This window comes from Clostridiales bacterium, assembly GCA_014799665.1.
GTDB lineage: Bacteria > Bacillota > Clostridia > Christensenellales > Pumilibacteraceae > Anaerocaecibacter.
Genome location: JAAVHP010000028.1, coordinates 17,944 through 38,224, shown reverse-complemented (window position 1 = coordinate 38,224; position 20,281 = coordinate 17,944). Strand labels below are relative to the sequence as shown.

The 20,281-nt window shown below is 43.0% G+C and carries 19 protein-coding genes and 1 tRNA gene; 6 read left to right on the top strand and 14 right to left on the bottom strand.

Annotated features, from left to right (window positions below; translation table 11 throughout):
- Window positions 1-2: 2 nt before the first annotated feature.
- Together HDT28_08825 and HDT28_08820 are read right to left on the bottom strand one after the other, a co-directional pair.
- The gene (locus HDT28_08825; protein ID MBD5132670.1) at window positions 3-1,139 is read right to left on the bottom strand and encodes a glycosyltransferase; all 1,137 of its coding nucleotides are present in this window, start codon (window positions 1,137-1,139) and stop codon (window positions 3-5) included.
- A complete protein-coding gene (locus HDT28_08820; GenBank protein MBD5132669.1) occupies window positions 1,136-2,056 on the bottom strand; it encodes a glycosyltransferase family 2 protein in 921 nt (306 codons plus the stop codon). Before HDT28_08820 ends, HDT28_08825 begins: the two co-directional genes overlap by 4 nt.
- Window positions 2,057-2,572: 516 nt before the next feature.
- Between HDT28_08820 and HDT28_08815 the strand changes: the two genes are divergently transcribed.
- The 4 genes from HDT28_08815 to HDT28_08800 are packed head-to-tail and all read left to right on the top strand — an operon-like array spanning window position 2,573 to window position 4,634.
- Window positions 2,573-2,734 carry a site-specific integrase gene (locus tag HDT28_08815; GenBank protein ID MBD5132668.1) on the top strand — a complete coding sequence of 54 codons (162 nt, stop codon included), beginning with the start codon at window positions 2,573-2,575 and terminating at the stop codon, window positions 2,732-2,734.
- Window positions 2,676-3,461, top strand: coding sequence for a tyrosine-type recombinase/integrase (locus HDT28_08810; GenBank protein MBD5132667.1), 786 nt, complete (start codon window positions 2,676-2,678; stop codon window positions 3,459-3,461). The genes HDT28_08815 and HDT28_08810 overlap by 59 nt, the downstream gene beginning before the upstream one ends.
- Window positions 3,462-3,473: 12 nt before the next feature.
- Window positions 3,474-4,124, top strand: coding sequence for a transposase (locus HDT28_08805; GenBank protein ID MBD5132666.1), 651 nt, complete (start codon window positions 3,474-3,476; stop codon window positions 4,122-4,124).
- A gap of 15 nt (window positions 4,125-4,139) precedes the next feature.
- Window positions 4,140-4,634, top strand: a complete 495-nt coding sequence (locus tag HDT28_08800) for a DDE-type integrase/transposase/recombinase (protein MBD5132665.1) — start codon at window positions 4,140-4,142, stop codon at window positions 4,632-4,634.
- A gap of 60 nt (window positions 4,635-4,694) precedes the next feature.
- Here the strand turns inward: HDT28_08800 and HDT28_08795 are convergent, their stop codons facing one another.
- The 11 genes from HDT28_08795 to HDT28_08745 all read right to left on the bottom strand — a co-directional run bounded on the left by HDT28_08795 (window position 4,695) and on the right by HDT28_08745 (window position 15,974).
- Window positions 4,695-5,438: a class I SAM-dependent methyltransferase gene (locus HDT28_08795; GenBank protein ID MBD5132664.1), complete on the bottom strand. Its 744-nt coding sequence runs from the start codon at window positions 5,436-5,438 to the stop codon at window positions 4,695-4,697.
- 576 nt (window positions 5,439-6,014) lie between these two features.
- Entirely contained in the window at window positions 6,015-7,334 is a 1,320-nt protein-coding gene (locus HDT28_08790) for a hypothetical protein (protein MBD5132663.1), read from the bottom strand.
- Window positions 7,335-7,405: 71 nt separating this feature from the next.
- Complete coding sequence (locus tag HDT28_08785; protein MBD5132662.1) at window positions 7,406-8,533, bottom strand: DUF4268 domain-containing protein; 1,128 nt, start codon at window positions 8,531-8,533, stop codon at window positions 7,406-7,408.
- 301 nt (window positions 8,534-8,834) lie between these two features.
- Window positions 8,835-8,925, bottom strand: a tRNA-Ser gene (locus tag HDT28_08780).
- Between the two features lie 773 nt (window positions 8,926-9,698).
- Window positions 9,699-9,992: a hypothetical protein gene (locus tag HDT28_08775; protein MBD5132661.1), complete on the bottom strand. Its 294-nt coding sequence runs from the start codon at window positions 9,990-9,992 to the stop codon at window positions 9,699-9,701.
- 70 nt (window positions 9,993-10,062) lie between these two features.
- Window positions 10,063-10,560 (bottom strand): SsrA-binding protein SmpB, encoded by a 498-nt coding sequence (gene smpB / locus HDT28_08770; protein ID MBD5132660.1) that lies wholly within the window; start codon window positions 10,558-10,560, stop codon window positions 10,063-10,065.
- Between the two features lie 2 nt (window positions 10,561-10,562).
- The gene (gene mnmE, locus HDT28_08765) at window positions 10,563-11,915 is read right to left on the bottom strand and encodes a tRNA uridine-5-carboxymethylaminomethyl(34) synthesis GTPase MnmE (protein ID MBD5132659.1); all 1,353 of its coding nucleotides are present in this window, start codon (window positions 11,913-11,915) and stop codon (window positions 10,563-10,565) included.
- A 296-nt stretch (window positions 11,916-12,211) separates the two neighbouring features.
- Complete coding sequence (locus HDT28_08760; GenBank protein ID MBD5132658.1) at window positions 12,212-12,865, bottom strand: 16S rRNA (guanine(527)-N(7))-methyltransferase RsmG; 654 nt, start codon at window positions 12,863-12,865, stop codon at window positions 12,212-12,214.
- Between the two features lies 1 nt (window position 12,866).
- Window positions 12,867-13,727, bottom strand: coding sequence for a DegV family protein (locus HDT28_08755; GenBank protein MBD5132657.1), 861 nt, complete (start codon window positions 13,725-13,727; stop codon window positions 12,867-12,869).
- 32 nt (window positions 13,728-13,759) lie between these two features.
- A complete protein-coding gene (gene lepB / locus HDT28_08750; protein ID MBD5132656.1) occupies window positions 13,760-14,407 on the bottom strand; it encodes a signal peptidase I in 648 nt (215 codons plus the stop codon).
- Window position 14,408: 1 nt separating this feature from the next.
- A complete protein-coding gene (locus tag HDT28_08745; protein ID MBD5132655.1) occupies window positions 14,409-15,974 on the bottom strand; it encodes a hypothetical protein in 1,566 nt (521 codons plus the stop codon).
- Window positions 15,975-16,151: 177 nt separating this feature from the next.
- On the opposite strand from HDT28_08745, the gene HDT28_08740 reads away from it, so the two are divergent.
- On the top strand, window positions 16,152-17,030 hold the full coding sequence (locus tag HDT28_08740) for a ParB/RepB/Spo0J family partition protein (protein MBD5132654.1): 879 nt from the start codon (window positions 16,152-16,154) through the stop codon (window positions 17,028-17,030).
- Between the two features lie 167 nt (window positions 17,031-17,197).
- On the opposite strand, the gene HDT28_08735 is transcribed toward HDT28_08740, so the two are convergent.
- Window positions 17,198-18,454, bottom strand: coding sequence for a hypothetical protein (locus HDT28_08735; GenBank protein MBD5132653.1), 1,257 nt, complete (start codon window positions 18,452-18,454; stop codon window positions 17,198-17,200).
- A 116-nt stretch (window positions 18,455-18,570) separates the two neighbouring features.
- On the opposite strand from HDT28_08735, the gene HDT28_08730 reads away from it, so the two are divergent.
- Complete coding sequence (locus HDT28_08730; protein ID MBD5132652.1) at window positions 18,571-20,019, top strand: hypothetical protein; 1,449 nt, start codon at window positions 18,571-18,573, stop codon at window positions 20,017-20,019.
- Window positions 20,020-20,281 lie beyond the last annotated feature (262 nt).

Genomic DNA, 20,281 nt, shown 5'->3' with positions numbered 1-20,281 from the left:
GCTCACCTGATTTTACTTCCCGGCCAAAAGCATTGGCTTAATACTTTAAACGGCAAAACATTACCATATAAGTCCACTATTACGTCTTTATCGCAAATATGTGAACGTAAGCTCCACCAATATTGATTATCTAAAAGTTTCAAAAAATTGTCAACCAAATAAATAATCGGCCTATTGTTAAGAAAGAAGGTGCTGTTAAATACTTGTGACAACCAAATAGACTCCTTGGAAACAATATAAGAAAAGTCAAGATACTCCGCAATTAAATTCGCATCAAGCAATGTTTGTTTTATTGCCTCTATTTCGGCACGTCCTTCACATAAATCAATAACAATATATTTATCGCGTAAGTAAACAATGCTGTCGTCAATATATTTTGAAATATCGTTTTGCACATATGTCGAATGCTTGCTCCAAAACAATCCAAGATTACTTTTTCTGTTAAAAGTTCTGTGTGGTCCGCAGCTTGTTTCCCAATGATAAAGCTTAATCTGTGGATTTGTTACCGCCATCCATCCATGCTTTCTTATTCTGAATTGGTAATCCCAATCTTCATAGCCATTAAAAAAACGTTCGTCTAAGTTTCCCACCTTTTTTACGGCGGGATATGTAATATTGCAGAAAGCAAACACTGTAGCTTGAATCTCAAAATTTTCATTTAACCCTATAAGTTCGGGTTTGTTATTCAGAAAAAGATGTCTTCCCACTGAATTGTTAAACGTTATTCCACAGCACTGTATTCCGTTTGTTTGTGGATAGAGCAACATTCCACCGACTATACCAATATTTTGATTTTCGAATGACTCCAATACATGCTTTTGCCAATCTTCAGTAAGTATTAAGTCTGAATCTAAAAACGTAACAATATCGCAATCTGGTAAAAATTTCAATGCTTTATTTATACTTTTTGCGCATCCCATGGGCTTTTCGTTTTCGATAATCTCAATTCTGACAACAAATTCGTTTTTTATATTTTTACTATCCAAAAGTATGTTTTTTGACGCTTGAGACGAACCGTCATCTACAAAAATAATAGTTGACGTATATTGTAAAGACTTAAAAAGTGAATCGATAAACAATCTTAAAATTTTTTCCGTTTGTAGAACAGGAACAATTAAGCAAAATTGACTTCGTTTCATTGGTACTTCTCCAATTTATTCAATGCTTTTTCCAATTTTTCATTCGCAATGCATTCAAATACATCGTAATCGAATAATTTATTTAGAAAGATATATTCTTTAAGTTTTTTATGCCATGAGAGCATCTCTTCTGATGAAATATTTTTTAAATCTTCAATTAAAGAAAGTGAATACTGATAATGACAATTTAACTCATTTGGTGAAAAAGGTATTTTTAAATTTTCCATGTGTTGTTTTAGGATTTGTCTTGCGATTAACCTTTGCGTTTTGAAATACTCTACACTTGTTGATCTGGGGTGTACACGATACTTATAAAGCGGAATGGGTAAATTAGCAAATTTCATTGTGATACTGCATTTGCACCAAAGGCGAAAATCTTCCGCCATATTAAATTCACGCTCATAACGCATTCCAGATTTCATCAATGAACTTTTTCTTATCATGGCTGTCGGATGATGGATGCTAGTCTCGCCAAGCAGTAGGGCAGTTTTTATTTCGTCATCAGTATACTTGCCGTTATGTAAATTTATTAAGCTATCATCTTCGTTAATTCTATAATAACGTGTGCCACAAATATCTATATCTTTGTTGCTCTCCATAAAATCAACTTGATATTTAAGTCTATCACGCAGACTGATATCGTCATTATCCATGATAGCTATATAATTTCCTTTTGAGATTGATATCCCGTAATTAAGTAAAGGCGCAATTCCGTTACGATTTTTAAATTCAATTAATTTTATACGATTGTCTGCATATCTCTTTACTTCATCCACGCAATTCTCGTCAGAAAAATCGTCAAGTATTATGAACTCAAAATCAGAAAAATTTTGAGAAAGTATACTTTCAACTGCCCGAAAAAGATACTTTATATTGTTCCTGCTAGCCATTACAACGCTAACTTTAGGATTTTCCATACAACTCCTCCTACATTTTCTTAAAATAATTGCAAGTTATTGTAAGACCTTTTTTACTTCGATTGATGCATTGCGCCTCTAAGAATATGTCTTGTATTCGTGAGCAAATTTACCTTGCTTAGTGTAAACACTTATGTACAGAAGTTATCATATTAGAAACATAAGAAACTCGTCTTTCCAATTTAAATCCTCATCTAGCAGACACATATTAGAATGATGGTAATGCAGCAAATCAAAAGATGGGTTCATTACGGATACACAAAACCATTACAAAACAATAATTAAGTATATGGCTTTATTTATATCTACACGAAAAATGTCGAATTTTTTTCCATCTCACACAATATTTTAATTTTTGTAATTTACGTTATGTTTGTCTCTGGAATATTTTGTGATAAGGCGTCACTTCATTTACATACATGAATTAATCTCACTTTTGCTTTTTCATTTAAATTAGGAAGGTAACTTGTCCATTATGGTATAATGTGCAATAGAAAACAACTTTTCGGAGGAATTATGGACTATTTGTCTAAATTTATCAACTACCTGCAAGCCACAAAAAACTTATCGGATAAAACTTTATCTGCGTATCGCAGCGATCTACGACAGTTCTTTGCTTATGAGCAAGATATTCTTCACCCCCGATATTTGTTCTTTTGTCTCCCATCTAACATCTAAGCTAAAACTTAAAGATACTTCTGTTCAGCGCAAAATAATCACGCTCAAATTATTCTATTCATATCTAATAGATACCGAAGTCATCGACCGATCACCCTCTGCAAAGCTCAAGTTTCGATTCAAACAAGAACGCAAATTACCCAAAACTCTTGCCGTCAAAGACATTTCCAAAATACTTAATTACTTTGATGCTGTTAATTACGATAGACTAACAACGTTTGCTAAGTTCGAGTATGTACGCGATGCGGCTCTAATCGATTTGCTCATAAGCACCGGTATACGCATAGGTGAAGCTGCCGCAATCCAATTGTCAGACATCATAATTTCTGAACGCGCGCTTCTAGTACTCTGCAAAGGGCGCAAACAGCGTCTTTTTTATATATCCTCTCCTATTACGTGGAATAGCGTAATTTGTCTTGTCAAAGAACGAAAAATAGACAACGGCACAAATCTATTTGTTAACCGTTATGGCAACCCAGTAAGCATACATGGTATAGAGTACATATACAAAAAATACTTGAAAAGAGCTAAAATTACATTTCACTCTACCCCACACTATCTTAGACATAAGTTTGCCACTAATCTACTTGCTAATGGCGCTGATCTCCGTTCAATTCAAGAGATACTCGGGCACGCAAGCGTGGCAACAACACAAATCTATACCGAAGTTACAACTCAACGAAAAAAGCAAGTTCTTAATAAATTCAACTACAGAAATAAGCTGTAAATAGTGGATAATATGTACTCATTAGAAACACGCTCACAAGCAATAAATGCTTATACAAATGGTGTAACAACAAAAGAAATTTGTAAAACCTTCGGTATTTCTCATTCCTCCTTATACAACTGGATTAAGCTATTCTCAGTTAGACGAGATACGGATAGAAATACTAAGTATTCATACTCACAAATAATTTCATTGCAAAAGCAACTAGCAAAGCTTGCTCGAGAGCACACTATCTTGCATCAAGCTTACAACTATTTGAACCCGAACTTAACGCAACGATTGGAAATAGCGGATAGCCTTAATGGGCAATTTCCAACAAAACAGATGTGCCGAGTTATAGGAATTCATCACGCTACATTCTATAATCATGACAGGTGTAGGGTTTTAGTAACACAATATGAGCTACACGACAAGTTTTTAAAAGAACAAATCACGCGTATCCATGCCGAAAGTGACGGGCGTTTCAGTGCTAATAAGATTTTTCAAAAACTCACAAGTCTTGGAGTACATACATCTTTGGGTAAAGTTTCATCATTGATGAAAACACCTAATCTCAAAAGCAATCGTCGCAATTCTCCAATGCATACTAATGATGATGCACCTAAGTCATTCTATTGCAAGAATAAGCTTGAACAAAATTTTAATCAATCTGCTCCAAATTAATTTTGGGTTGGCGATATAACTTGCATTATAATTGACAAGAACAGATATTATCTTTACGTTGTAATGGAACTATTTTCACGAAAAATACTTGCCTATGAATTGTCTATTAGAAATAATAGCGCTCTTACAGTCAACACTTTCAAAAACGCTTATGAAAAAAGAAATTTTCCTAAAGGCTTAACAGTTCATAGTGACCAAGGCGCGAACTATACTTCCGATCAATATGTTTCGTTATTGAAAACCTTAAAAGTTGAACAGTCTTTTTCTCAATGTGGGACACCTTATGATAATGCCGTTATAGAATCGTTCTTCTCTAATATGAAAAGAGATGACATACATAGTCGTCACTTTGAATATTTTGATTATTTGGTTGATGCCGTCAAAAATTTTATTGAGCATTATAATTCTTACCGGCCGCATGCGGCTCTTGGATATAAAACGCCCGATCAGAACGAAAGTGAGTATTTTTCACAAATAACAGAAACCAATGCGAATAAAACCGATAAATAAAAAATGAACAGTACAATTTTTTTGTCATGAAAAGTCGTACTGTTCACATATTGCATCGAATTATTTTTTGCAACTGAAAAATATAAAATCCGAAAGATGAATTGTACCGCCGAACACGTTTGGATAGCGCTTTCGCATATCGTCGGTTATTCGAGACTCTTGACATTCGGTTATTATGAAACCCGCTTTTATAATTGAGTTTATCAAGCTTGAAACAGTTCTATGGTATAGCTCGTAATCATCTACTACCCACTTTATTTTTCTCTTGCCCTCTACCCAATAGTTGCGTATATTTGCATATATACGCTCGCCTGTTTCGGAGCTTGTATATCTTGGATATTTTCCGTCCAACGCAGTTACCATCGGGTGCGACATACTGAAAATCAGTTGACCTTCGCCGTTTAATAAGTTATAAGCACGTTTCATCATCTCGTCGAAATTTTCTATATAATCAAAAACAAGCGAGCTCGTTATCAAGTCGAATCGTTCTTGCAATGAGGTTATATCTTCCATTGCCATTTTAGTATACGTTATATTGTCCGCACCGTTATATTCTTTGGCGTAAGCCAACATTTTTTCGGAAATGTCAATGCCTAAAATTGACTTTGCACCCATATCCGAATATTGCTTTGCGTGCTGCCCCATACCGCAACCGATATCTAAAATCTTTTTATTATGTAAATCCGGAAGCAATGAAAGTAAAATGGGTGTTTCGATTAAATCATTAAAATTGATATCGTTATCCCTTATATTTTTGAAATTTTCAAAAAAAGAATCGTTATCGTAAATATTTTGTTTGGACATTTTTTCGCCTCCAACGCTTAATTAGGTTTATTATAACACAAAAACTTTGTATTTTCGACCATATATATCATAGAAACAATGGTTGGCACTATGGCGTGTGCTTGATATATAACAAGTGCGCCGCTGCGCGGCTTTGATCATTCACCCGCCGCTTTTGATATGACCGAACGACTAAACCGACGCTGATAGCTTTTACAGCGAGATTATGCGCGGATATCGCGCACGGGCTTCGGCTACGCCGAGCGCCTAGCAGTCAATACAAGGCAAAAATATTTGCTTGCACGTATATTTTTGCCGCAGTACTCACGCAAGTTACTTGCGCCCGAAAAAAACATAACCGCTAAGTTGTATTGACTATTTTTTTCATATTATTTTTATATTTACTACGGCGCACTTCTCATTACCTTATTCACCTTTTCTGCCAACGAAAAACGCACCCGATTGGGTGCGTCTTACGCTGGCGGGACGAGTGAGGAGCAAATAGAACACCGATATTAATGTCGCAATCTTTTACGATGCACTACGATCATTAATAATATTTTGATAGTATTACAATATGATTGCGATAATAATGCTTTAAGAAATCTCACAAGTATATGATCTTAAAACTCTACCGACAAGTATAAATAAAACATACAATTCTCTACAATGCTTTGAAACTAATCCCAATTCTGAATGTGCAAACGGTTTCATTCCCATAACCTCGCCTTGATAATCATTTAATGACTTCAAATATACATATTCATTATCTATACCCATTCCTTCATGGACAAATTTGTTTCTTAACTTATATGTACTTGTAATAAGTTGTCTAATAAGACTTTCGCTAAAATTAGAATCGCCTTGAAAAAAATCCACTAACGCTTTAATTACTTTTTCCTTTTTATTTCCGGAATTAGAAATAAATAAAGACTCTAGTATTACGAGCAATAAAACTAATGCCTCGTCATATTTTTCAATTGAGGCGTTCTCGTATGCTGAATTATACATTTGTATAGCGTTTTGCCACCGTCTGATTTTTGTTAAAGAGAACTGTGATAATAGTCTTTCATCCTTAAAACAACAATTTATATATTGTGTTAATAATGTCGTAAATTCAGTCAAATGCGCCTTATTATTTATAAAATCCTTAGTTGAAATATCCAGAATAGGCGAACATTGAAATCTTAACGAATAGCCATATCCACTGTCATACGGCGGTTTAGGTGACACATGAGTTTCATTATAATATACTCCATACACATGCGCCGGATTATGTTCCGCCCGCATCAGATATCCCCAACCGCCGCAATCTAATTTAGTATCAAATTCAATCATGCGAATAAATGCATACGCTGCACTCACTATTCGACCTGATTCAATCTCAACCTTCCAATCTATATTATTCACAAATATAGTTAATATTGGGTAATTAAAGAAATTTCTATCTTTTGCAGTGACAATATGCTCTCGCGAGAGTTGGGCATAAACCGTATGTTCAAAATACTCTTCCAAATTTGACTTTTTGCTTTTAGTTCTCCAAATCCCCTTATCAATTTGAGGCTTGTCTGTTTTAAACAATCTTATATTGTTCGAAAGTGTCAAATCAGTTGCTATATCATCATCGTTAATAAAATTTAATGGTACTAATATAAGACAAGGAACGGAAAGTGACTCTAAACTATTTTCAATTCTTTTTAAAAAATTATCATAATCCAGTTGATTATTTACCGCATTATCCAGTTCATCGAAAACTATTTTCTCATATCTACCATCCGGAGTATATTTTGAAAATCTCTGAACATCTGCCCAAAGCTTATTCCCAAATTTATTAAACAACTCGCTCTCATGATAGTTATGAATAGTTATATTTTTGCTTTTCACCGCGTCAATGATTTTTTCAAATAATAATTTCATTTTATATCGACCTAATTTTTCTTAATTAATATGCTTGTAGATTTGAAAACGAAACTCCATATCTATAATAGCTATTTATTTTGTGCCTTAACCAAGGAAGTATAATCCTTAAAAACTTTTTCAAAATGAATCATAGCATCTGTTAAATATGTTCCAATATCATCCCACATTTCTGTTCTGTACAACGAAAATTCTTTATTTCTTACGCATATTCTTGACATGCATGCACTATCCAATCGTTCCCACTCCAATTCGTACTCTTTAAGTTTATCTTCGATTTCGGATTTTCGTGCAAACAAAACATCATATACTTTTTTATTCAATTCTTTGTTCCCATTTGCAATTGTCAACTCTACACCACAATAATCTTTACATATCAAAAAATTGTAGCTGATTCCACTTAACATTCTTGCAGCAGTCCCCAACCAATGATCTTTTCTATCAAACGAAATATTACTAAATAAATTACTTTTAGTATTGAATTTCGGTATAAAAAATTTCCAAAACTCATTCCTTAATTTTTCGGATTTAGCCAATGATTTTTGCTGAGTTTGCGATTCTATAGCCTTCTCTGCCAATTTTAACGTATATTCTTTTGTCTCTATTTGTGGCAAAATTTGGTCCGCATCTAAAAACAAATCTTCACCATGTTTTAATGGCATAACTTTAATACATGCGATGTCAACTTTATAATTCAATAACCACTGCGCTGCCGATAACACTTCCGGTCTAAATTTATGAGAAACTAACATAATTCGTTGACTATTTGCCGGATTAATTTCAGTATTTTCTAAACTATCTGTATTTAGAAATTCTAAAAGTGATTCCTCGGCATTCAAATCTATTCCATATTTATTTATATACTTATTATAAATTTCTCTCACCTGAACAGTCGTCAATGTGGAACAATATGATGCATATTTTATTGCTTGCCAAACAACATCCTTTCCTGTATCATCAGTTTTATTCTCTATAATAACCAATCTTCCATTTTTATCCAAGGCCAGAAGATCCAACCTTTCATTAGTGTTTTCAAAATCAGAAAATTCTTTTTGAATAATTAATAAATCTTCCCCTAATATCGCAGGATTGCTGACAATCCATTCTTGTAGGTCCTGTCGTTCCTTGCATTTTATATCTTCAAATGTTTTTTCTTCGACTTTTTCAAGAGTTTTAGTTTGTTGATTGATTTTATACATACTCATTCTCCTAGCATTACTTTAATTTAGTCTAACATATTTTCAATATAAAAACAAGTATTTATAAAACATGCGACGCATTCACATCCGCTGCATATATGTTAAACCAAATAACATTTACAGAATTCAAACAACAAAGCACGATGAAACATATTTTAAATACCAATAACAAATCGTTGATGCCTGTTCACGCTAATAATTTGGATGTTTAATATGTAATTAGATTGTAAATTACAAAAACACATGATATCGTTTTAAAAATAAAAACTAAGCCAAACCTGGGGTTCAACTTAGTTCCACTTGGCGGAGAAGGCGGGATTCGAACCCGCGCTCCGTGTTACCGAACTACTCCCTTAGCAGGGGAGCCCCTTGAGCCTCTTGGGTACTTCTCCAATTGCTTCTTTATTATATGAAAATACGGTCGGTTTGTCAAGCGTTTTGGCGGGGTTGGTTTTTGCGGGGATCGCGCGGGTTTAGGTGTTTTTTCGGTTTCGGCGGAATTTTTTGATTTTTACTTTCATGTTAAAAAATCTTGATTTGCTAAACCGTCGGTTTAGTTATACGGTAGGGGTATCGGGGAAAGTTACTCGGCATGGGATTTTCTGTGTGAGAGCGGGGGGGGGCGGTTACACTCTCGGCATAACGGTAAGGACGTGAGTTACAATATCCAACTTTTTCAAGCAATCCCATAATGCCCCCACCACCGCTGACGCGGTCCCCCTCCCCCCAAAGGGGGAGGTAGAGAATAAGGTTGCAATTTATCACCTCATCCACCGCGAAGCGGTTCCCCTTCCCCCTGAGGGGAAGGTTAAATAAGGATAGATTTAGAAATGTCCTCATCCGTCACTCGCTACGCTCGTGCCACCTTCCCCAATTAGGGAGGGCTTGAAAAGTGTTGAGCAATAAATAACGCCAAGAAGTTAATCGGGTGTAACAAAAAAATTTACCCTCGTAAACACACGACACTAAAAGTTTCTTGCTTACTTCTTTTCAAAGAAGTAAGCAAGAAACTTTTTATAAAAAATCTTGATTTGCTAAACCGTGAGTTTAGCGATACGGTGGGGTATATAAAGTTTTCTCTTCTTCATGTAAAATTCCGTGTGAGAACGCCGTAAAAAAGATTTTCGGCACAAAAAATCGCAACCGTTGTGGCTGCGATTATAAATTATTCGTTTTCGGGTTTTTGCTGTTCTTCGGTAGCTTCCGCTTGCTCGGTCGCGGGTTCGGGTTCTTCCGGCTTTTCCGCTTCCTCGGTCGGCGGCGCGCTTTCGTTATCGCCCGCTTCCGTTTCGGGAGTGGCGGCGTCTTTCTTATTTTCTTCCGCTTTTTTATTCTTCTTGCCCGACAGGATTATATACACGGCGAGCGCGGCGAATATCAAAAGAAGGAATATCACGCCGATCACGTAGTACCAAGGGCTGCTCGGGTCGTTGAACGGGTTACACAAAAATGCTATCATCGGTTGTTCTCCTATGTCGAAGCTTTCGTTTACTTAACTTATTATATCTATTTTGCGCGGACTTGTCAAGTTAATACCTGCTTATTTCGCGCTGAGCGGTACGGTTTATATCGCGTTCCTTGATGACCTGCTTCTTTTCGTAGTTCTTTTTTCCGCGCGCGAGCGCAATTTCGAGCTTGACGAACCGTCCTTTAAAGTACATTTTGACGGGAACGATGGTAAAACCCTTTTCCGCCGCCTTGCCTGCGAGCCGTTTCAACTGGGATTTATGAAGTAATAGCCGCCGCGACCTGCGCGGATCGGGCGGGAACGCGCCCACGTTGACGTACGGCGAGATCTGGCAGTTTTTCAGTTCGAGATTGCCGTTTTCGATATGACAAAAGCTATCGCGAAGCGACACGTCGCCGCGCTTGACCGACTTGACTTCCGACCCTTCGAGCGCTATTCCCACCTCGATACTCTCAACGAAGAAGTAGTCGAACACCGCTTTCTTATTGACGGCGACCGTTTTTATGCTCTCTTTGGGCGCCGACTTTTGTTTGTTTTTTCGTTCTACCTTGCTTTTCATGACTACTTACCTACGCAAAACCGCTCGAACACGGTGGCAATGACCTTTTCGTCCGCCTGTTCGCCGTAAAGCTGCTCAATCGCCGAATACGCTTCGTACAAGAGCGCGGCGACGATTTCCAGCCCGCCTGCCTTATATTTTTCTATTCTTGCCGCTTTCAGGCTGTTCATACAGCTTACGGCGCAATCGTACTGCCTGTGATTGCATATCGCGCCGAAATCGCGCGGACACAGCTCGTACAGCTTTTGTTTGAGCGCGGTTATATTTATATTGTTTTTCGCGCTTATTTCAAGTTTTCCGTCCGCGGCGGTGCATTTTTTATACTCGACGCCGACGTCGGTCAGCCCGTCGCACTTGTTTTTTACCACTATATAATTAGCTACGTTCTCGATTTTGGGCGCGTTCTCGCCGCCCGACACCAGGAAAACCACTCCGTCGGCGCGCTTCGCCGCCTGTTTCGCGCGCTCCATTCCTATAATTTCCACTCGGTCGGTCGTTTCGTCGTGCAGTCCCGCAGTGTCGGTTACGACGAACTTACGGTCGTTATACACGTACTCGCCGTCTACGGTGTCGCGCGTCGTTCCCGCAATCTCGGTGACGATCGCGCGGTCGCTGTCCGTCAACGCGTTGAGCAACGTCGATTTTCCCACGTTGGGCGCGCCGATTATGGCGATCTTGAACCCGTCGTTTATTATTTTTCCACCCGCGTACCCGTCGATTTCGGGTTCGAGCGTGCTTATGGCTATATCGATCGCGCCGTAAACGTCGGTCATAACGGCTTGATCTATCTCGCCGTCTTCGAGCTCGTCGCTGTAATGGAGTACAGCTTCCACCGAGCTAAGCGCCCTGTTAAGAAGGTTTTCCACCTCGCCGAGCGCCTTAAACCGACCGTCGAACCGCTTGTTCCCGTAATCGAGCTGTTCTTTGGTCTGCGCGTCGATTATATCGGCAAGCGCTTCGCACTGCATAAGATCGAGTTTTCCGTTCAGGAACGCGCGCTTGGTGAACTCGCCGCGCTCCGCCGCCCGCGCCCCGCCGTCGATAAGCGATTTTATTATCGCGTCACAAATCGTCATGTTCCCGTGCGGATAAAGCTCGACCAAATCCTCGCCCGTGTACGACCTTGGCGCTTTGTAGCACACAGCCATCAATCTTTCCGTAAACAGCCCGTCGATAAAGGTGTTCACGGCAAGCCGCCCTACTTCGAGCGGGCGTTTAAGAAAGTTTTGTACAAACCCAATACAGCCCTCGCCGCTCACGCGAATAACGGCGAGCGCCGACTTTCCGTACGGCGTAGCGAGCGCCGCTATGATATCGGGTTTATCGTTTTGGGATTTTACGTTGCTATTGTGCATAAGTTACGGAATGATTTGAACAATCTGTTGATAAGTAGGTTTTTATTCTTCGATTTTTCGGATTTTTATGTTTATCTTACTTTTGTTATGAACAGTTATCTTTGATATGAACGAAACATGAACGGTTATATGAACATTTACAAGGACTCTAATTATCGTTTATCTTGTATTATGATTATCGTTTTAACCGCTTATATTGTATAAATTGTGGTATATGAACATATACACGGCGCTTATAACCTATATAAAAATCAAATAAATAATATATATTAACACTACTAAGCGCTAAGCGGTAGTCAATTTTTTGTGTATAAGTACAGTCTACGCTTAATATCCGTTTGAGGAAGTAGATAGTCAATAGTATCCGTCAGAGTGAGGTTGTTTGATATTTCAATCGTTTGGTTTGCCCGATCGTCGTTCTGAGTGCGGTAGAGAACGAGTTTTCCGCCCGATTTGACGAGCGGCGCGCATAGCTTTATCGACTTTTCGCAGTCCGCCACCGCCCGACAGCATACCGTGTCGTACTTCCGCCCGAGCTTGACGAGATCCTCAGACCGCGCGTAGTCGGCGCGGATATTGCCGAGTTTGAGCTCGGAGACCGCCGAGTGGATGAGAGTTAGTTTTTTTCCCACGCTTTCTACGCCCGTAAAGTGCAGTTTTGTCGCGATCGCGAGCGGAAGGCAGGGAAAGCCGCCGCCGCAACCCACGTCGCAGCACGCGCCCGAAAAGTGTGCGTAGGGGTAAAGGCTGTCTAAGTAGTGCTTGATATAGATATCGTCGAGCGTTTTCAGCGCGGAAATGTTTATTACGGAGTTTACTTTGAAGTAGAGCGCCGTCAGCTTGTCGAATTCGTCAATGAGCGTTTTGTCGTCGAAATTCTCGTCGAGGAACTGTTTGAATATTGCCCTGCCGTGCGAGGCGTCGAGCTCGGTTTTGTCTATTTCCGTCATTTTATTTACCGTCGTTTATATAAAGTATGCCGAGCGTGCTTTTGCCGCAATGGCTGGTTATCGTGGAGCCGGCTATCGTTTCGTGGATGCGGTCGGGCGCGAAGCCGCGCTCGATAAGAAGGTTTCGTACCGCGTCGACCGATTCCTTGTCGGCGTGGGAGTGCGTGATAAAGATACGCGTTTTGTCGGGGGTGTCGTATTGTTTGAGCGTGTAATCTACGTATTTCAGTATGTTTTTGTTAAAGTTACCCAAATATTTGCGCGTGACCGTGATGTTTCCGTTTATCAGCTGTAATACCGGCTTTATCGATAACGCTTTGCCGAAGAACGCCGAAAGTCCGCTGCACCTGCCGCCCTTGTACAGAAATTCGAGCGTATTTACCATAAACGAAGCCTGTATCGAGGTTTTGCGTGTATTGAGCACGTTCACTATTTCGTGGGCAGTTAAGCCGTTATCGCGTAAATCTGCGGCTGCAAGCGCGAGCAAGCCCGTTCCCGACGATAGCGAAAGGCTGTCGACGACGAACACGTTTTGTAGCCGTTCCGCCGCTTTCAGCGCATATTCGTACGTGGACGAGATCCCCGACGATATGGTTATATGTATTACGGCATACCCCTCGTCGGTAAACGATTTGAAATATTCGTAGAAATCTTCGGTCGAGCGCGCCGCCGTTTTGGGAAGCTCGCCCGTTTTTTCGTAGTGCTCGAAGATTTTGATCGGGTCTATGTCCACGTCGTCGAGAAAGTGTTCTTCGCCGAGCGTGACGTAAAGCGACATTTCGCCGATATCGCGCTCTTTAAATAACCCGTTGAGATCGGCGGCGCTGTCGGTAGTTATTTTTACTTTGTTCGTTCCGGACATTTCTTCACCTGTGAATAGTTATAAAAATATATTTAATTAAGTGTGCTTATAACTTTTGACGTTATTTTATCGGTGGTACGTGTGCCGTAATAGCGGCTGTCGCGCGAAACGTTGCGGTTGTCGCCGAGGAAGTAAATGCTGTTATCGGGTACTTCGATTATGAAATCGGTTAAGCCGGATATTGCGGTTTCGTCGGAAGCGTCGAGTTCGGTAAGCGACGAGGTGTAGCTAAGAATAGTGACTTTTGAATATACGGAAGCAGAGTCCAACATACGCTCGCGGATATACGGCTCATCTTTGAGAGTGAAGCGGTCCGCGCCGTTCTCGCAGATATACAGGTCCACGTACGTGCCCGTTTCGTCGGTCATGAATATAAGTCGATCGCCCTCTATTGCTACTACACGTTTTATTATTATATGATCGGCTTCGCCTTTTTCGGCGGTATTAATAGTGACGATATCGCCGCGATTGGTTTTGAACGGAATACCGCGTAGGACCAAACAAACCTGCTTGTCGTGAAGCGTGTTTTCCATGCTTTCGCCGTCGATCGGCTGCAATGCGATAAATTGCAGGACTAAAATTACCGCAACCAGAAAGAAAATAATCGCGTACAGAAAACCGTTCGACTGCTTGTCTTTTTGGTCGAGAAGCGCTTCGCCGCTGTTTATTTCACTGTTCATGCTATACCCAAAGCACTGAGCCTATTACGAAGTTTTCGTCGGAAGTGAGTTCGAGAATAAGTATTTGCGACCAGTCGAAAAGCGGACCGTTCGCGCTCTTGAAGTTCATGTGCGACAGCGAGAAGTTATGCCAGTCCTCGGTATTGGTTATTTCGACTTGGCAGGAATATGAGTTTTGCTTGTCGCTTACCGTGACTGTTATCGTTTGCGGCTTGCCGCTGAGCATCAGTTGGAGCAAAGTGTCGGCGGGAACCCTGAAAAGCGGATCGCCCGGCTTGAATGTTATGAGCGAGCCGTTGTCGCTCGTTATGCCGTCAATGTCGTACGGACCCTTTACGAGCGCGAGCTTGCCGTTGCGGCGGGCTATCCAGCCGTCCATGCCCATACTGCCCTCGTAAATGCGGCGGTGGCTTACACCCGCGCGCCCGGCAATGCCGAGCGATTTGGGCAGGACCGAAAGTATCGGCGTGGATATGATCATGCCGTCGCCTGTTTTTACGTTTGCGAACGCGTAAATGGGTTTATCGGCTTGGCAAACGTTGATGTTCGCCATGAACGTGTCGCCGAGCCCGATCGTTTTGAGCTTCATCCAATTGCGGTACTGCGGTATATCTATGCAGAACGCTACGTAAAGGTCGAGATCGTAATGGTTCTCGTCGGCTTCGTCCTTGCCGAGCGTGATATTGAAATACAGATTGCCCTCTGAGTTTGACGCCTTGATAACGGGCTTTATTATCGGTCTGTCGTACTGCGTAGTGAAAAAGCTGTCGAGCTCGCCGAATACCGCGCCGATACCGCACGAGAACGCGCGTTCGATCACTCTGAAACATTTGAGCGAAGCGGTGTCGCCGGCAAGCTCCGACATATCGTCGAGAGAGCCGTCCTCCGCATTAGACGCGACAGCCATGTACATAGGCACCTTGCAGACTGACGCGTAGGCGTAGTTTTCGAGCGACGCGTGATAGTTTATCATGCCGTTGCCCTCGCCCGACACAGCAGGAATAATGTTAAGGAGCGTAGCGCACGCGCTTATTCCGTCATCGAATGCCGCAAGCTTGTAAACGGAAGTGCCGCCCAGCCCCTCGCCCACCGCGAAAAGCTTGCCGCCGTACTTAGTTTTAAGAAGATATGCGGCGCGGCGCGCAAGGCAGGTCCAAATATACCAGCGGCTGTGCAGCGCGTCGTCCGTAATTTCGAATTTTTCCGCGCCGCGGCTGTTGCAATGTTCGAGCGACTTGGGATAAAGCGTGTAGTGCGCAAGGCTCTCGGTTTTTCCCAAATAGTCGAGAACGGCGACGGTGTAGCCGCGCTCGCAGAACGACGATATGAATTCGCTACCGTATTCGCCGTTTGTGCCGCCCATGTACAGGATAGTTCCCTTATCGCCCGCGTTCTCGTAAATCTTTATAAAAGCCCGCACCCTGCCGTCGACAGTGGTGTAGCCGTCGAAATAATATTCGCGAACGGTAATGCCGTTTTCGATTTTTCCCGAGAGCGCCGACTCGTTGAGCGGTAGCGCCGCTACGTCGTAATCTTTCCAAAGGCTGTTGGAGCTTGTAATATCCAAACCGTGTACCTATCCTTCTTGCAAATAGCTTTTATGAATTATATATCATTTAAATGCGTTTGTCAAGTCATATGAAACTCATAAACCAAGTTTACGCGCCGCCAAATCGGTTGACTTATTTGAGCGCTACTATTATAATATATAAAAACTATATTAAATCAAACACGGAGAAACACTATGTCTATGGTAAGAAAAAGCGGTCTCGGGCGCGGATTGGGCGCACTACTCAGCGATATCGAAGAAGAATCGGTCATCAACTCGACCGAAACCTCGGAAATGCTGCTGTCCAATATCGACCCCAACGTTGATCAGCCGCGTAAACAGTTTAACGAAGAAGCGCTCACCGCCCTCGTTTCGAGCATTAAAAAGCACGGCGTTATTACCCCGCTTATCGTCACGCCCAAGGAAGACGGTCGGTACATGATAATCGCGGGCGAACGCCGTTACCGCGCCGCCACCGCCGCAGGGCTCATTTCCGTGCCCGTGTGTGTTCGCGAATGCACCCCCGTGCAAATCGACGAGCTGTCGCTTATCGAAAACATTCAGCGCGAGGACCTTAACCCCCTCGAAGTGGCGCGAGCCATACGCAAGCTTATGGACGACTACGGCTACACGCAGGAAGAAGCCGCCGAGCGTATCGGCAAGGCTCGCCCCACCGTCGCCAACCTTTTGCGCCTTATCGACCTTTCCGCCCCCGTGCAAAAGCTTGTAGAGGACGGACGGCTGTCCGCAGGTCATGCGCGTTGCTTGGTAGTCGTTCAAGACCCCGAGCTTCAATTCGAGCTTGCCCAAAAGGGTTGCGACGACAAAATGAACGTGCGCGACTTCGAAAAGCTCGTAAAGAACGCTATAAACCCCAAAAAGAAAGCGGAGCCCGTCAAGCAAAGCCTCGAACTCAAAGATATGGTCGTTCGTATGCAGCGCACGTTCGGCACCAAGGTCACATTGCTCGGTAACGACAATAAGGGGCGCATATTTATAGACTACTACACCCCCGACGACCTCAGCCGTTTGGAGAGTATGCTCAGTTACTTGGAGCAAAACTACAAGGCATAAACTGTTCCACGTGAAACAATTTTAAAAGCAAATGCCACCCGAAAAAGATCGTCGGGCGGCAATTTTTGTTCCACGTGAAACAATTTTTGCCGTAATTTGTGGGAATTGATTTATAATAAGTCGAAAAACCGAACGGCGAGCGTTAAAAATGTTCCACGTGGAACGCCTTACTGCTTCTTGCGAGCGAGCTCGGTATTGTCCTCTTTGCGGTTGCGCAGGGCTTTAACGGGGTGTTCCGCCACCGTAAAGCGGTAATCTTCGCCAAACTCGGCTATATAGTTGTCTATCACCTTGTGGCTGGCGACGGCGGACGGAGTTTTGTTTACCGTGCCGTTGTACTTAAAGTATTCGTAATCGTCGGGCACGTTGCTCAAATCGGTGTATTCTTCGAGCACCGAGGTGTTGTTTACGGTGTTCTTTAAGATATTGCGGATATAGTGCTTGTTCTTTTCGCAGTTGTCGTTGAAGGTCAAAAGCGTGGGGAACTCGGCGTTGGGAATGACCTGCGCCCATTCCTTACCCTCGTATTTTTGGAGAAGGTCGGCGGCGTAGTGCAGGTGCGCGAGCTCTTGCTCGAAGTGCGACGTCCAAATCTTTTTCGCGACCTCGTCGGTCTCCTCGCTCATTGCCGAGTAGTAGAGGTAGCACTCGCAGTACTCGTGCATGAGTAGGCATTCGAGCCAGGTGGCGGTGGGGTCCATGAGCGATTCGTACTGCGTTACGTGCTGTTCTTCTATCATGCCGATTTCGAGGAACAGCTTGCGCCCGATATCCGACGTGGGATAGAACGTGCCGAGGTTCATATAGTAGTTCATGGTTTGCTGTTCGGCGGCGGTGATTATCATGGTGTGGAGCTTGGTCGCGAGCGGCGCGTTGGGAGCGATCGGGCGGCGCACGTCGTCGAACGGGTGGCGGTGCTCGGCAATCGTCGGGCGACCCGGCATGATTTCGGTGTACGAGCCGACGAGCTTCTCGCCCGCTATGCCTTGCTCCATTTCGAGTAGGTCGCTGAACCTGTAAAGGTGGTCGAAGTCTTCGAGGAGCGCGAAGTCGAGCGCGGCTTTAACGTACTTGTTGCTTTCGGTTTGCGAGAGCGTGGCGGTGAGGTCGACGGCAAGCTGTTCGTATGAAATGGTCGTTTCTAGCAGCGTTTCGTCCTTGGGCTTGAAGTACGAAATGCGCTTTTGCTGTTGCTGTTCGAGCCTGCGCAGGAACGCGACGTCGCGGCGAAGATTGTTGTCGGCGGTGTGCCGCGCGAGCTGGTGCATGAACCAGGATTCCTCGAACTCGGCGCCGTTGAGCAGGATCGTGCGAACCTTAGTGTACGCGTCGGTGGCGTTCTTGTCGTACGCGGTGGGATAAAGCTTACGCCAATCGGCTACGCACTTTTCGATTTTGCACGGTTTTTCGTTAAATGGATTCATTATATTACCTCCGTAATGTTACATGAAATTATTGCCCGCAAAAACGTATTTATTCAAATGCCGTAAATTGCTTGTATTTTTTGTTGCCGTACTGTATAATATTTCAAGAACTATTTATGAAAACGCTTTATCGCAAAAAAGCTATCGCTTTATACGAAACGAGATTGCGCGTCGGGTTCGTGGTTACTACCCTCGTGCTTTACCTGGTTGCGTCGGTTTTGTGGTTCTTGCTCGCCGTGATTTTGCCGTACGCCGATACCGTGACGGTGAGCGAGCGCGATAACGTAATTATAACGCGAGCGGCATTGTCGGCGACGGCTGAACAGCAGGCAGCCGACGAAAGAGATAAGGAACGTGCGCTGTTGTTGCCGTCGAGCGCGAGCTCGTTTGCGCGCAGGCTGCGGCTTATCGAGGACGCAAAAAAGAGCGTCGATTTTATGGTTTATGACGTGCGCAAACAGGACTATGCGTTTTATTTCTTTACCGCTTTGGTGCGTGCCGCCGACCGCGGAGTCAAGGTCAGGATAGTGCTGGACGGCAAGTTCGGTAGGCTGAACGGCAAGCTTAGCGCGCTCGGCAAGATCGTTTCGAGCCACGATAATATCGAGCTGTATTATTTTAACGAAGCAAATATCCTCGACCCGGGCGGACTGATGACGCTCATGCACGATAAAGTGACGATTGTCGACGGCGAGACAGTGATAGTCGGCGGCGTGAATATGGGCAGCTCCTGGTATCTCGATAACTTCGATATGGAAGTCATGATCACGAATAGCGGCGAGTTCGGCGCGAGCGGTCAGGCAACTCGGTACTTCGAGCACGTGATAACCGATAATCTTTCCCGCCGAATCAAGTCCAAGAAGTTCGCCGAGAACAAAAAAGCCGAGTACGAAAAACAGTTCAAAGAGTTCTATGCCAAGAGCGAGTTCGCAAACGCCGAGGTCGACTACTCCAAACAGGGCACAGCCGTCGACCGCGTTACGTTCGTATCGAACAAGATAAGCGATAAAAAGAAATCCCCTATCGTGTGGCAAGCCGTTTGCAATCTTATGCGAAACGCCGAAACCTCGACCATAGTTACCCCGTACGCCCTGCTCCAAAATGATAAAAAACAAGAGATCCGCGAGATAGCGCAAACGAATAAAAGTTTTAAAATCATAACCAATTCGCTGTATAATACGCGGAATGTGGCGTATGCGGACTATTATTATTCGCGTGCGGACTATATTAATAACAGCATTACCCTGCTCGAATACATGACGGACGACCAGACGCACGCTAAGCTGTTCTCGGTCGATAATAGGTATAGCGTAATCGGGTCGTTCAATCTTGACGAGCGGAGCGCGCATATCGATACCGAGAGCGTGGTCGTGATCGACGGCGAGGCGTTCAACGGGGTGCTTAACGATTATATCGAAACGCAGTTTGTAAGTAACAGCGTTGAGGTCGGCGCGGATAACGAGTATATTCCATCCGATACCGTTACCGCGCGGTATGCCGACGGGTTTAAGAAGTTTAAGTATGCGTTCCTGAGCGCGCTCGGGCTTATCCGTTGTTTGATTTAATCTTGTTACTTTTTTAGGCAAAAAAGTAACCAAAAAACTTTTGTGTTAAATGTTTTAGTCGTATCGATATGTAACTTACGATACGGCTTTTTAATTGTTATTGGAAAAAAGAGCAAACGAAGCCCTATTCCTGTCATCCTGAGCGAGAGCAAAGGATCTCAATTATTAGCCTTCCCCTCTGGGGGGGGGCATGGGGAAGGTGCCCGAAGGGCGGATGAGGGCAATTCTTAATTACCCTTTTAAATGTATTCCGTTAAAGTGC